At 46.7% G+C, this 14,216-nt stretch carries 8 protein-coding genes; all 8 read right to left on the reverse strand.

Annotation, left to right across the window (positions count from 1 at the left end; all coding sequences use genetic code 11):
- Positions 1–61: 61 nt before the first annotated feature.
- Positions 62–2,338, reverse strand: coding sequence for an FAD-dependent oxidoreductase (locus L0659_RS03200; RefSeq protein ID WP_235124173.1), 2,277 nt, complete (start codon positions 2,336–2,338; stop codon positions 62–64).
- A gap of 57 nt (positions 2,339–2,395) precedes the next feature.
- On the reverse strand, positions 2,396–4,423 hold the full coding sequence (locus tag L0659_RS03205; RefSeq protein ID WP_235124174.1) for a glycoside hydrolase family 2 protein: 2,028 nt from the start codon (positions 4,421–4,423) through the stop codon (positions 2,396–2,398).
- A 38-nt stretch (positions 4,424–4,461) separates the two neighbouring features.
- On the reverse strand, positions 4,462–6,147 hold the full coding sequence (locus L0659_RS03210) for a sodium:solute symporter family protein (RefSeq protein ID WP_235124175.1): 1,686 nt from the start codon (positions 6,145–6,147) through the stop codon (positions 4,462–4,464).
- A gap of 49 nt (positions 6,148–6,196) precedes the next feature.
- Positions 6,197–8,767 carry a glycerophosphoryl diester phosphodiesterase gene (locus tag L0659_RS03215; RefSeq protein ID WP_235124176.1) on the reverse strand — a complete coding sequence of 857 codons (2,571 nt, stop codon included), beginning with the start codon at positions 8,765–8,767 and terminating at the stop codon, positions 6,197–6,199.
- Positions 8,764–9,792: an FAD:protein FMN transferase gene (locus tag L0659_RS03220; RefSeq protein ID WP_235124178.1), complete on the reverse strand. Its 1,029-nt coding sequence runs from the start codon at positions 9,790–9,792 to the stop codon at positions 8,764–8,766. Before L0659_RS03220 ends, L0659_RS03215 begins: the two co-directional genes overlap by 4 nt.
- Positions 9,792–11,582 carry an FAD-dependent oxidoreductase gene (locus L0659_RS03225; protein WP_235125237.1) on the reverse strand — a complete coding sequence of 597 codons (1,791 nt, stop codon included), beginning with the start codon at positions 11,580–11,582 and terminating at the stop codon, positions 9,792–9,794. The genes L0659_RS03220 and L0659_RS03225 overlap by 1 nt, the downstream gene beginning before the upstream one ends.
- 179 nt (positions 11,583–11,761) lie before the next feature.
- Complete coding sequence (locus tag L0659_RS03230) at positions 11,762–12,694, reverse strand: hypothetical protein (RefSeq protein WP_235124179.1); 933 nt, start codon at positions 12,692–12,694, stop codon at positions 11,762–11,764.
- The gene (locus L0659_RS03235; RefSeq protein WP_235124180.1) at positions 12,694–14,187 is read right to left on the reverse strand and encodes a RagB/SusD family nutrient uptake outer membrane protein; all 1,494 of its coding nucleotides are present in this window, start codon (positions 14,185–14,187) and stop codon (positions 12,694–12,696) included. Before L0659_RS03235 ends, L0659_RS03230 begins: the two co-directional genes overlap by 1 nt.
- Between the last annotated feature and the right edge of the window lie 29 nt (positions 14,188–14,216).

Raw genomic sequence — 14,216 nt, forward strand, 5'->3', positions numbered from 1 at the left:
CGGGTGCCAAATTTAAGATCAAATTGTTAGTTTTCAAAGAACAAAAATCTCCCGCCGGAGATCAATAGCAGCGGATCTGAAATAAAGATGCGGGCGTATGCGGATTTGGATTGGTCACTTTTATTTTCAAAGACTGCGTCTGAACAGGCTGTTCGAAGGAAATGGTCCTGCGGGAGAGGTGGTTATCGCTGATTTTTCCAATGACTTCGTCTGTGTCATTACAAATTTCAATATTGGTGGCGCAAAATGGCATAACCGTTTCCGGGTGCACATAAATGACGTTTTCCATCGGATGGTCAAAATCTGTGTCAAAGCAGATATCGATCTTGCTCATCTTTACCGGTTCTTTCCAGTGGATGTTTACCACCGGTTCGGCATCATTAAAGTCGGCCACCCAGGCGTTCGGACTGGCGATGGGGCGATTATGATGATTTTTTAAATTCTCAATTCCAAAAAGCGCAATGGGTTCGCTTAAACGAAATGCCAGGTTGCGCCCTTCCGGCCGGCGCTGCGGGCACCAGAATTCAAATGTGTCCACGCCCAGATCTTCCGTTGGCTCTTGTTTTCCATAATTGGAAACGGCTGGATTTGTTGCATTAAAGACGGTTAACAAGCCTGTTACACGCTTATCACTGTATTGAATTTTAATGTTTGAGTTTTTGATAAATGAGACAAATGCATAACCCGCTTCATCAAAAATAGCCGACCAATCCAACTTGATTTCATGCTTTCCTGTTTTTAAATTAAAAGATTTTGTATCCAGCGTAACATCCGGCGTGTGGTTAAATGCTTTGCTGCTTTTCCGAAGTTCAACCACTAATTCCGTATCCGCTAATGCTTCCACCCACACCGTTACCGAGGGCATTTTGCCATGAACCGGCAACATTTGCGCGACTGAATGCTCAATAACTGCCCAATGGTCAGAGCCGGGAAGTCCTTTTAACTTTAAGCTTGAAGAAGCGGTTATTTCGACAGCACTTTCAACAAGATTTTCTCCATCAACAATTTCCGTTTGTGGCAAATACTGGCCTGCGCGCCATAATTCCAATTGTAATTCCGCTAAATGCTGCTCACCAACTTCTCGGGGAGAACAGCTATATTTTTTTGCAATAGCCGCCGCAATAGCCACAGCTTGTCCGCCCATTGCACTTGTGGCCATCACACGAGTGGACGCGAATGCAACGTGCGTAGCACTGATAATGCGGCCTGCGATGAAGAGATTATTAATGTTTTTGCTATAAAAACAACGGTAAGGAATGCTGTAAACGCCCTTGCTATGCCATTGATTGCACCCTGATTGATCGCTGTAAACGCCGTCCGCAGGGTGCAGATCGAGGCTCCAACCGCCGAAACCAACTGTGTCAGGAAATCCAGTTTGCTCCACAATATCCTGCTGTTTTAACACATAATCACCTTCAAAACGCCGGCTTTCCCGCTTGCCCGGAATCGTGCCGACCCATTCCAACGTCATATTTTCAGATTCGGGAAACTCTCCCGAATTTTTGATGTAATTCCACGCGCCGTAAACGACCTTCCACAATTCCCATTTGATTATCTCCGTATCATGTACAGTATCAAGTCTTCCGCCATATTCCAGCCACCATAACCGGCAGCCAAAGTCTTTTGGATTAAATGTTTTATAGCGTGGAATTTCGGTAATGTCCTGCAATGCATAGGAAGGTGGAATAAACTTAACCGGCCTGCCTATGTCTTTGGAATAGAAATACATAGAATGTCCCAGCAACTCGCCATATGCCTTGTCCGGAGCGAATTTTTCACCAAATTCCTCAGAAGACTCAGCGCCCATTCGGAACGCAGCTCCGGATAAGAAGCCTACGATTCCATCGCCGGAAGCATCGCAAAACAGCGGAGCAGTAACCGTGTATTTCGTGCTGTTCTGGCTGCAAAATGCGTGAACTGCAGTGATCGTTTCTAATTCAGAATTTTTGTCCAGATCATAAACAGCGGTGTTCAGCAGCAATGTAATGTTCGCTTCATTAATCACCTTTTCCAGCAACACTGTGTCGAAAATGAGCGGGTTGCCGTCGGGATTTCGGTAAATGTTTTCGAGCATGATCTCGTCAATGACGCCGCCTTCGCGGGCCCAGCGATTGTTGTTGCCCATGTGCGATGTCGCCCCCAGGATCCAGAGCCGCACTTCACTTGAACAATTTCCGCCTAAAACCGGCCTGTCTTGAATCAATGTCACCTTCACGCCGGCCCTTGCCGCTGTAATCGCCGCGCATGTTCCTGTTAATCCTCCTCCTACAATCACCAGGTCCGCCGCCGATGCAATGGTTTTGGGTATTCTTTTCTCAGATGCTTCTTCGCGTATCATTTTGTCAGGTCATTACATTCGCTCTGTATTTCGAAAACCGAAGCGAGTATTTTATAATTATTTCAATTCGATGTCAGCTTCAATAGCCGTAAATCCGGTCGGTTTGGAGATGTTGATGTGCAAGTGCTGATCAAAACCCTGAACAGGAATGTCAATCTCTTTGGATTCGCCCGGATTCAGATCTGGCAATGTGATGGTCGTATGGTTGGTTTTCAAAATGTATTTTTTGACAGACCTCGCGGGGAAATCACCACGTGCGGTAATCTTCAATGTAAGTGTGTGCTGACCCTGTCCACCGGTTTTAAAACCAACTTTCTCGACCGTAACCGGCGAATATTCTTTTTGGTGAATGCCATAAGCCTTCCTGAAAGCACGATCCGGGCCGACGATTCCCCAGGGGCGATAACCATTTGCATTGGTGCCATGATGTCGGCTTTGGTAGTCGTTGTAAGTCCACCAGGAAGTGCCGACGACGTAAGGCCTTTTGCGGAACTCAACCATCAGATCTGTAATGTGTTGTGCCTGAAAAGCCTCATCTTTCGCATCTGCACGGACGCCCCATTCGCTCACGAGAATCGGTTTGTCGGGATACAAAGTATGAATGTGATCGAGGGCTTTTGCGTGGTTTCCGTATGTATTTGTTGAGACAAAATCCACATATTGGCTGGCCTCATCTTCCGGTTTTTTGGGAAGTGTGTTCAAAAGCATGGTTGCAAATGTATAAAGCCGGGTCGGGTCGGTTTGTCGGGCAAATTCGATCATGTCTTTGGTCCACTTTTGCCCTGATGGCGTTGTAGACTGATATTCATTTCCAACACTATATGCAATCACACTCGGGTGGTTCCAGTCCCTTTCCGCCATCTCCGTGAATTGTGATCTGAATTTTTTTCGGATCGAATCATTATCCATCTGGTTCGGCGTAAGCTGCCAGTTTCCAGCCTCGGTAACGATCAGCATGCCATATTTGTCGGCCAGGTCGTAGAAATATTCGGAAGGCGTGTAATGCGTAAGCCTTTGGAATTCCATGCCCGCTTCCTTCATTAATTTAAAGTCTTTTTCAATGAGCCAATCCGGTTCCACGGAGCCCAATCCAGGATAATCAACAACCCGGTTACCACCGCCGACACGAATAGATTTTCCGTTCAAAAACAGCTGCGCATTTTTCACTTCCACCTTCCTGATCCCGAAATTGGAAGCAATTGAATCTTCCCCAACCGCGACTTTAAGCTGATATAATTGCGGATCATCCAAATCCCACAACTTCACTTGTGCCGCATTCAATGTGGCCTCTGCGTTAACCAAGCCGGTTTGCCCGGCCGGAATGCTTTCAGATTTGCCTTTTAGGTTAACCGGGATCGTCTTACCGTTGAAAAGAACATTGTAACTGATTTTCGGAGAAACAGCCGATTTGGAAGCATTGCGAATTCGGATTTTAGTTTTCAAAGTCGCTGTTCCTTTCGCGAGATCGGGTAGGGCACCTAATTTTAGGTTCTCAGCATAAACCTCAGGCTCAATCGTCAGATAAACCGGCCGGACCAGGCCGCCGTAATTCAGCCAGCCCATAAAAGGATCATTAATGTTGCCATTGTCCTTCGCGCCCGGAACCGTGCCCGGTTTCCAGGTGTCATTATTAACCGAAACGGCCAGCAGGTTATCGCCATCTTTCAATAAATCCGTCACATCGAAACTGAAAGGTGTATAGCCGCCCTCATGCTCGCCTACTTTTTCATTATTAAGCCAAACGTGCGTCTTGTAATAAGCGGCATCAAAATGCAGGATAACGCGCTTGCCTGTGATTGGTTTCCAAGCAAAAGTCTTTCTATACCAAGCCGTTCCGGTATAATGTTCAAATCGTGGGTCCGAAGAAAAGCAATGCGGCACCGTCACCTTATCCAGCCTGTTGCTCTGCGCAACTTTGTCCATAAACCATTTGCCTTTCACGCCCATCTCAGCCGGGTCCAAAGCAAAAAGCCACTCACCATGCAGCGGAATCGCATTCGGCTCACGGATTTTAAACTGCGCAAAACCGCAATGCGAAGCCCAGCAAACGATAATCAGAAATAATGTTTGAAATTTATATTTCATAAAAAAGCTTAAAAGGATCAGAGAGAAATAATGTTATTTTAGACAATTGCAACCCGCCTAGAAGCCACAAACGGGATCGCCGACGAAAACAAAACAACCGTCGCCACAACTGCCGTTATCATCGTCCCGGAAGTGGTCATTACACTTAATATAAAGAGCATTACTGCCGTGAAGAGCAATGCGCCGGCGATTACTTGCAGGCCGAAACGGTTCTGGCGTTTGATTTCAATGACTTCTTCTTCATTGATTTCCAATGCGTCGATGCGTTTTTGTTCTTTTGTTTCGAGGTAGGTCAAATATTCTTTTGCAATGATGTCTTTGGAGCTTGCCCATAGTTCGTAGGCCAGTAAAAGAAGTAATGGAAGTCCTACGCCAACGATCGTTTCCATGCCTCTGGACAGTTTGAAATCCAGCAATATGGGAGCAAGGATTTTGAAGAAAAGATTAACAGAAAGCCCGATGCCGGTGACCCATAATGTGACTTTGCTGTTCAGTCTTTTGGAAAATAAAGCCCAAAGCGGCGGTGCCAGTAACGGGCCTCCTGAAATAGCAGAAATGCTCAAAACCACTTCCACAATCCCGCCCGCCGCCGGGACGACCAATGCTATGCCAATCATTCCTAACCCAAAAAACCAGGAAGAGCCACGTGCAACCCGTATCAGCTGCTTGTCAGAAGCTTTTGGATTCACAATTCCTTTGTAAATGTCGTTGGTAAAAACGGCCGAGACGACGTTCAAAGCCGTGTTCGCACTGGCGGAAGTGGAGAAATACATGCCGGTTAGCATCAACCCCAGCAAACCCGGAGGCAAAACCAATTTACAGATCATCAGATAGGCATTTTCCGTATCCAGACCGGTTAATGTTGGATTAATCGCCTTGTAAATCATCGGTGGGAGCATCCAGATAATCGGACTGATCAGATACAATCCCGCAAAGAGAAACGCTACTTTCTTAGCGGATTTTTCGCTATCCACGCTGGTGTAGCGTTGCACCATGGTCCAGTTTCCGCCGATGTAGCAGATGTGATAAATGACAAATGCGGCGACGAATCCAATGGTGTACTCGCCGTTTAAAAGGTTAAAAAAATCATCAGGAACAGCCTTGCTGAAACCTTCCCAGCCACCGACTTTATCAAATGATAATGGAAGCAAAATGAAAACCGCTGCGGACAGCACCACAAATTGCAGAATGTCCGTCACCATCACCGCCCAAAGTCCGCCGACTGCCGTATAAGCAATCATAAATAGGCCCAAACCAATCGTACAAGGCACTAATGGCAAATCCAGCGAAGCACTTACCAGCTTGGCGACCGGATATAAAACGGAGCCTTTTATAAACACGGAGACGAGCGTGAAAATGAAAATATAGGTCTTCTGAACAGGCAATCCCAGCCGCTCGCGAATGAATTCCGCGGCGGTTAATGCGCCCGTTCTTTTCCAGCGCGGTGCCAAATAAAGTGCCGTGATCAACGCGCCGATGCACATGGTCCACTGAATGGTGATGGCCACCCAGCCATGTTTGTAGGCAATGGAACCCCAGGCTACGAATGTTCCTGCAGAGAAGAAACTCATAAATAAGGACAGCCCCCCGATAAACCAGGGAACCGCCTCTCCTCCGGCAAAAAAAGATTTCAAATTCCGTCCGGTCCGCGCAAATAACATCCCGATCCCCATCACAAATGCGGAAAAAACTAGGATGACGACTGTATCAATGGTGCTGTTCATGAATTGGGTTGTTGGCCTTTACCCGGCAGCATAAGCTGACGGTTAATAATTAGCGGAGTTTAATTTCTAAGGATTTTAAGCCGAATGGTTCAATAGTTATTTGGTCAATTTTTGTTGTTTGGTTATTTTCCAGGCTTTCAATGCTGGCGATTTGTTTTGAGTCGCCGATTTTGCTTGAATCTAGGTCAAGCCCGAATTTCGTTTGTGTCGGACTGTTATTCAGAAGCACCACGTAAATGCTGTTTTTCGAAGTCGACTTGGCCGTGATGACATCGATCGCCGGTTTGTTGGCCGTAGCGAAACCTTCCAAGATCACAAGCTTCGCCTTATCGCCATAAACGACACCCGCCTCGAAGCCATAAGTCTGGTGCGGGCCTACTTTTGGGGCGACGAAGCCTCCTGGGAAGGTGATTTTTCCGTTGGATCTTAATGCCACTTCCGAAAGCAGATAATCCGTAATCCAGCCGATTTGCCACCAGGCGTGATGGGGGTAAGGGCCCGCACCTTTGTTCATGGCTTGCCAGTAATAGGATGCGACGCTGGTTTTGCTATCGACAAATGCATCGCGACCGATAGCGGCCGACCTGGCCATATCGGCGAAAATCTGCTCGCCTGTCAATTGATACATGCGAATAAAAAGTCCGGCGTGGCTTGCCAGCTGAATGGGGCCGAGGCGGGTTGCCGAACCGAAAATCCCGCCATGTTCGAAGCTCAGACCTGTCTGACTGATTTCCCAATCTTCCTTGCTGTTGCCATTGACAAGCTTAACCTCACGGTTGGCAATCGGATGCGTGTAAACGGACGCCGTGTAGATTTTCGCGCAAGTCACTGCCGCATCCTGGTATTTTTTGTTTTTGGTAAAATCATAAAGATCCAGAAGCGCCTGTGCCGACTGTCCGGTTGCAAAGTCGGGAGCGTAACGCGCATCGCCGCAAACACCCAGGAATGCGCCGGTTTCAACCGAATTTTTGATAAACCAATCTGCTCCCTTTTGCGCTGCTTTCAGATACTTTTCGTCCTTTAAAAGCCGGTAAGCCACGATCATTCCGTAGAATGTAGGCCTGTTGTCTTTAATGTCTTTGAATAATTCCTGCTCCGTTTTCCTGTCGTAGGCCACGGCCCAGCTGCCATTGGCGTTTTGCCAGCTCAACAATTTGTCGGCTCCCAGGCGCAGTTTTTCTTTTAATTCTGCATTGTCCGGCTCGAACAAAAGCATGTTGCCCATGTCCAGCAGCACATAGTAAGTCACTGCAATAGGCTCCACGACCTCGCCCCATTCTTCGACGAATTTTTTGCTTTTGGCTAAATAATATTGCCCTTCAATGGCACCGTTGAAAAACCCCTTATCTGTTTCTTGCTGTACCAACTTGAAATTCAATGCAGGTGGGAGCACTTTTTCCTTTAAATCGGGATCATTGGTTGCATTGGCGAGCATCCACATGGCACCATAATCCGCATTTTTCATCGCATCCTTGTTTGAACCGACCACGCCCCCGAGGTAAGATTGTGCGCCGATCTGCTTGCCTTCAAATTCTTCAATGTTCCAAAGCGAAGTTTTCGGGTCGGTGAGGTAATGGTGCATTTTTTCAATGCGGTCGGTTAATGCTTGTTTGCTTTGGCGAAGGCTTAATGTTTCGTGGAATTTGTAAATGTCATTGGCTGCGTGCTTGATCGCCTGGAACCAGTCGCCGGCGATGAGGCTGTAACGGAAGGAATAGGTAATCTCCTCACCAGCATTCAGTTCTGACTTTGGTTCACCCAAAACAGGATAGTATAAGGTGGGTGAGAGCTGCGCCTTTCTGTTCATATGCGAAAGGCCGAGTTGCCAGTCTGTTTGCGTGATTTTGTCCTTGGCCCAGGGATCACGCGCGAGTCCTGGCTCAGGGATTACGGACAATGTGATGCCGGTTTTTGTGCTGACCAGCGGGCTTAATGTTGTGGCGCAGCGTTCACGATAAACAACCGGGCGATCCGGAATGCCGTGTCCGTATGCATAGGCAAGCGCAAAGTTTTTTTGGATAAAATTCCCTTGAAAATATCCCGGCACGGATGCCCAGGACATCTGATTTGCTTCAACAGAGGCCAGGGTAGGCGTTGCCAGAGAAAAGTAACCCTTTTTTTTCGGGATCAAACGCATAGTAACCTGAACGTCCGTTGGATAGTTGGGATCTAATGTCCAGGTTGCTTTAACTGTTGCTACTTCGGTTTCTTTTGTGAATTCCAGCTCATTTTTTTTGATCAAAAGATTGGTGGGCAAAAAGCTGAAAACTTGCCCGGCTTTGTTCAAAGGAACATCTGTAATGCTTTCCTTCCATTGGCGCTCCTGATAATGGTAATTGTCCTCCGGGAATTTGCCGCCAGTGATTTTTTCAAATGTTTCCGTCGGCTCGTCGGAAGGTTTCGTCTCTGAATACAGCATGGTGTACTCGCCGGAAGGTGTCAAACCTTCGGTCCATTTACCATCTTTTTTGACTAGAATTTTGCTGACCGACCAGCTTTTGCCGTCGCTTTTAAACTGAATGCTGATGTGATCGTTCGTCAGGCTGTTAGGAGATTTGACCTGGCCTAAAACCTTATTTATTAATCCAAAACACAAAAAAATGGCAAAGTATAATTTCATTGTCGTGCTGTTACTTTGATAAAATCTTTAATTCCTGCGCTCGCAAAAGTTTCTAAGCTGCCGTTTTCATTTGTATAAATCATGAAGACGTCCAGGTCTTTCCTGTTGACTACAAATTCCTTTGTTTCCTCCAATCCCATCACAAAAAAAGCGGTGTCGTAACCGTCTGCGGTGACAGCGTCTTTGGCAAAAACCGTCACGCTCAGCAGCGCGGTTTGTCCCATTTCACCGGTTTTGGGATTGATCAAATGGTTGAAGATCTGGCCATTGCTTGTGAAATGGTTGTGATAATTTCCGGCGGTCGTCAGTGCCTGGTTTTCCAAAATGACGGTTGCAAATAACGAACCGCTGTGTATTGGGTTTTCTATGCCTGCTAACCACGGTTTAGCATTGTCTTTCTGGCCTTTACACAATACTTCACCGCCAATTTCCACCATATAGCGGTCGATTTTATTGCTTTCCAGAAATGCGCCAATCATGTCCACCGAATATCCCTGTGCAATGCCATTGAAATCCAGCCTGACATGAGCCTTGTCCTTCCTGACCGACACGGAATCAAACCGAATATTTTGGAAACCAACCAACTTCAACAGTGAGTCTACATTCACCTCTTGAGGATCTTTAACCTTTGTTTGCCCAAACCCATAGGCTTCTACCAGCGGCATGACAGTAGGGTCAAAAGCGCCGTTTGTGGCTTCATATACTTCCTTTGATTTTTTTAGAACCGGATAGAAATACGGTGAATTGAATGTCAGCGACGGTGATTGGTTGAATTGGTTAATCTCTGAATCCGGCCGGTAAAGCGACAGGCTTTTATCGAAATCGTGGAGAATGGAGTCTATTTGCGTTTTGAAATTTCTGTTTTTTGGGTCGTAGTATTTGATTTGGTAAGTGGTTCCTTGTGCTTCTCCGTTGATTAAAATCAACGGTAAGTTTGGGTTTGGGCCTTTTTCTATGGATACGTGGCCGTTGATTTCAATCAACGGATAAAAAAATAAAATTGTGAGCAAGTTTAAATGTTTCATTAAGGTTGTGGCGCTGGGGTTTCGCCTTTGAGAATGGACATTAGCTCGGGTAAATGGTCCTGGTAAATTCCTCTTGGGGTTGTTTTGTATTTTGTGGTTAAGTAGGCGGCAAAACCCACCACTTCGCCCATCATGCCGCAAGTACGCATGACCCGCGTGCTGCCGAAGGCCACGTGCGTGGTGCTGATGTTCCTGCCGGCAACGAACAGATTTTGAATGTTTTTGGAATAAAGGCAGCGGTAAGGAATTGTGTAGGGCGCTACTTTAATGTGTTTGGTCCCAGCGAAAAATTCCTGGCCCTCGAAATATTTGCTGTTTTTGGCGTCGGGGAAATGCAGGTCAATGGTCCAGGTTGCGGTAACTGAGCCGTCCGGATAAAATTTGCCTTCCTGAATATCCATTTGGTTGAGAATGTGATCGCCGATGATGCGGCGCGACTCGCGTTTGCCTCCGATGTAAGCGACCCAGGCGAGCTCCCGTTTGGCATATTTTGCCGATTTGTTCTTTTTCAGATAAGACCAATTTCCATAGATCGCACGCAGGTTATGGTCGCGGATCTTTTCAGCATCGGTAATGGTGTTGAAGTTTCCAAAACCGGTTTCCCACTGCCAGTCGGCTTTGGGTTCGTCAATGTGATATTCGTCTGAAAACTGGATGGCCCAGGGCGTTTCCGGGAAAGATGAAACGGAGTCACGTTCCAGTGAAGCCCACAAATTAGATGTGCCCAATGTGAAATCATCCGCTTTTTCGGCTGCGAGCGATTCACCGGTTTCAGCTTTGCTCTCACGTCCCATTCTGAATTCTGCGCCTGCCAGATAACCGATCGTTCCATCGCCCGTGCAATCGGAGAAGAAGGAGCCGGTGAAGCGCATTTCTTTGTTGGTAGCAATGTCGCGGCCGATTACGGCGGTGATGATGTCGTTCTCTTTTTCAACTTTATAAACGTGCGTATTCAGGAATAGTGAAATGTTTGGTTCTGCTTTGACGATCGAAATTTTGCGCGCATCACCGTATTCTTTGGCATCCGGATTTCCGTTTCCGGGATCACCATTATCCATTTCCCTGACGATCCTGCCCAATTTGGGGTAATGGTTTTTATCCACATCGCCCATTAAATGCACACGGATTTCGGAGCTGTTATTTCCTCCTAAAACAGGTCTGTCCTGAATCAATGCGACTTTTAATCCCATTCTGGCAGCTGAAATGGCAGCGCAGGTCCCGGCAATGCCGCCACCGACAACCACCATATCAAATCGTCCGGCGTCGGCTGGTTTTTCAGTGAGATTAAGCAGGTTTTTGCGGAATGCAGTTAATGCTTCAAAATCATTGGGAGGCGTAAATTTTAAATCATCCGTAAATAAAATCGCGTCGCAGCGGCCATTGAAGCCGGTCAGGTCTTTAATAGATAGCTTTACCGAACTCCCCTTAATATCCCTTTCGCCGCCATCATACCATTTCCACACATCTGATCCGCTCGAACCGAAAACCTGTTCGATTTTCTTGCCGTCGATGCTGATCTCGAATTTTCCCGGCCCTTTCGGAAATGGCGCCCAATCTTTGGTGCGGACCCACATTTTATATTTCCCTGGTTTTGGGAATTTGACGGTTGTAGCCGCATCTTTCACAGGCCTGCCCATGCCATGCGCCATAATGTAAGAAGATCCCATTACCACAAAAGATTGCTGATCAATCACCCAGCCGCCTTTATCCTCGAATGATTCGGTTTCCACGAAAACATGGTTTTGCGCGGAGGCGCAGAAGGTGAAGATAGATAGCAGGAGAGCGAGCATAAGGCTTGCTGGCCTTTTGGATGGTTTGGTAGCATCCCCGGATCGAGATCCGGTGTTATAAAATGGAAACGTGCCTATGGCACTTGCTGCTACGTTCCATCCAAAAGATACGAAAAAAGTGCCATCGGCACGACCAATATACCTAGCTCCGGGTTTCAACCCGGCGAAATATGCGTTTTTCATGGGTTCAGGATTTTATTGATAAGGAATGTTTGTTCCTCGTTTGAGTTTGCCAGGGTGGATTTCAGGTTGTTTTTTAGGGATTCATTAACAGGAGCCGCGTTTAATTTTTTCAAAATAGCTATCTGCATTGCATAAGGCGACTTTTCATAAGTTTGCCAAAGCCACTCCTGCCGTTTTCGTCCTGAAAAAAAATCGCTGCTTACGCGCTGTAATGCATTTTTTGCAATGAAAACATTCTTTCCACTAATGACTTTTTCAATATCAGGTTGATAGGATTGCTTAACATTGCCTTTCGCATCCATCACTTTCTCCATAGCCCAATACTGATAATGGTAATTGTTGCTTGATAAAAATTGGTGCAGCAACGCGTCGCTTTGATAGGTTTCAATGATCTTTTTCATTTCTGGAACGACCGTTCCATATGCAATGTGCCAAAGCGTGTAACAGGTGTAAACGGCTCCGTCGATTACTTGGTTTTTGATGGTTTTCAATGTTGCTCCTGCCTTCGCATCCACAGAATCGGTCAGGTTATCAGTGCCTTTTGTCATCAGATCTTCCATTTTCAGGTCACCGAAAATGGAATTGGGCTGGGTCAGAATATCCTGCAACTTTTCATAATCTTCCTGCTTGAATTCGTCGTGATCCACTTTGGTCAGAACCTTGTTTTCCGGCAGATCAAAGCGTTCGTAATTGCCCAGCAAATCCCAGTAGAAGTTGATATGCACCGGTTTGCATTCATTCGTGTAGCAAACCGGCGTAAAAATGTTTCTGAAAAAATACTGCGGTACGCCCGACTCGTCCAGAACCAGCTTTAATGTATAAGTCAGCGTATCATTTTCCACGATCTTAAATTCACGGATTTTGTTATTTCCCTTTGCAGAAAAATGATTGATTGTGACAACCAAGAAAATGATAAAAGCGCTTTTCATTACTTCCAATCCGGATTTTGCTCAATCTTCGCATTGGCGTTGATCTCATCCTGTGGGATCGGGAAATAGCGGTTTTTAGCTGTCACATTCCTGACAGGATACACGCTGTTTACCGCTTTTGGAATAACTGTCAAAAATTTCCCAGTGCGTGTGAGGTCATACCAGCGGTCACCTTCGGCAAAAAACTCCCAAGCGCGTTCCTGCAAAACGGCTTCTATAAATGCATCTTTGGTCAAACCCGTTTTCAAAGCTGGCAGCCCTGCCCGCACACGAACAACATTGATGTACTCATAAGCAGCAGCCGTAGCGCCATTCGAACGCGCTTCGGCCTCGGCGGCGATGAGGTAAACATCCGGCATGCGCAGGATCGGAATATTTGGAATTAAACCGATCGTTGAAACCGGATCCTGATATTTTTTGATCAAAACACCTTCCGTAGTGATGGGCGTAATGCTCTTTTGCGGGACCACTTTTCCAGCTTTATCAATGTAGTTGGTGTCCAAAAGCGTTCTGCGTTTGTCTTTTGGATCAAACGAATTGAAAAACGATTGGTAGGCAAACATAGAACCGAACGATGTCCGGGCATATTCCGGGCCAGCGCTTCCCGGAGGGCCGCAAAGGCCAACCAGCTGATGGCTCAATCCTGGCGAAACAGGATCAACTTCATAGGCAAAAATATTTTCCAAACGTGCAGCATCCTCATTGTCAAATCGATACACATCCCATACATTGGGTAAGAGTGCATGTTTGTTGGAAGCGATAACCAGCTTTGCTTTTTCCAGCGCCGTTGCATAATCCTCATTATAGAGCGCAACTTTGGCATAAAGCGCGAGTGCTGCTTCATTCGAAGCGCGGCCTTTAACAACTGCCGGAAAGGATGGAAGTCCCGCTGACGTCGCTTGATCTAAATCGCTGTAAATTTGCTTGTATACATCTGCTTTCGGGCTTTTTGCAGTTAATGCTTCTCCTTCGGTGTAGCTTGGCGTGATCTTAACCGGCACATCACCGAAGTTTTTGGTCAGAAACCAATGGTAAAATGCGCGCAAAAAGTAAGCTTCGCCTAAAACCTGTTTCTTCCGCGGCTCGTCCATCGTTGCGCCCGGAACTTTGGCAATTACCCAGTTGGCCTTCTCAATGCCGCTGTAACACGACTGCCAGATCTGTTGCGGCGATTCATTTACGCGGCTGTTGCTTTTTTGAGTCGTGTAATTGACGTCATAGGTAAACATAGTCAATGTGTTACGGCCTACCACACCGCGCGGGTAAGTTTGGTCGTCGCTGAAATCTGCAACCAATGTCAGTGCCGGCGCGCCGCCGAGGCCTCCTAATGCACCGTAAACTGCAACCAGTCCTTTTTCGGCGTCGGCAGCTGTTTTGTAAAAGTCTTCGGTATAAATGGACGAGTATATCGTTTCGTTCAGCTCGCAGGAAGGCAGCAGGAGCGAGGCTCCCAGAATGCTCAGCGTAGCGCTTAGTTTCAATGCTTTTTTCATTTTATTTAAAATAAAATCAGTGATGAGGA

Origin of the sequence: Dyadobacter sp. CY347, assembly GCF_021502655.1 — a bacterium.
In the GTDB taxonomy this organism is placed as follows: domain Bacteria; phylum Bacteroidota; class Bacteroidia; order Cytophagales; family Spirosomataceae; genus Dyadobacter.

Coding starts and splice junctions, on each gene's coding strand:
- L0659_RS03200 (WP_235124173.1), bottom strand. CDS start 2,338: ATGATACGCGAAGAAGCATCTGAGAAAAGAATACCCAAAACCATTGCA.
- L0659_RS03205 (WP_235124174.1), bottom strand. CDS start 4,423: ATGAAATATAAATTTCAAACATTATTTCTGATTATCGTTTGCTGGGCT.
- L0659_RS03210 (WP_235124175.1), bottom strand. CDS start 6,147: ATGAACAGCACCATTGATACAGTCGTCATCCTAGTTTTTTCCGCATTT.
- L0659_RS03215 (WP_235124176.1), bottom strand. CDS start 8,767: ATGAAATTATACTTTGCCATTTTTTTGTGTTTTGGATTAATAAATAAG.
- L0659_RS03220 (WP_235124178.1), bottom strand. CDS start 9,792: ATGAAACATTTAAACTTGCTCACAATTTTATTTTTTTATCCGTTGATT.
- L0659_RS03225 (WP_235125237.1), bottom strand. CDS start 11,582: ATGCTCGCTCTCCTGCTATCTATCTTCACCTTCTGCGCCTCCGCGCAA.
- L0659_RS03230 (WP_235124179.1), bottom strand. CDS start 12,694: ATGAAAAGCGCTTTTATCATTTTCTTGGTTGTCACAATCAATCATTTT.
- L0659_RS03235 (WP_235124180.1), bottom strand. CDS start 14,187: ATGAAAAAAGCATTGAAACTAAGCGCTACGCTGAGCATTCTGGGAGCC.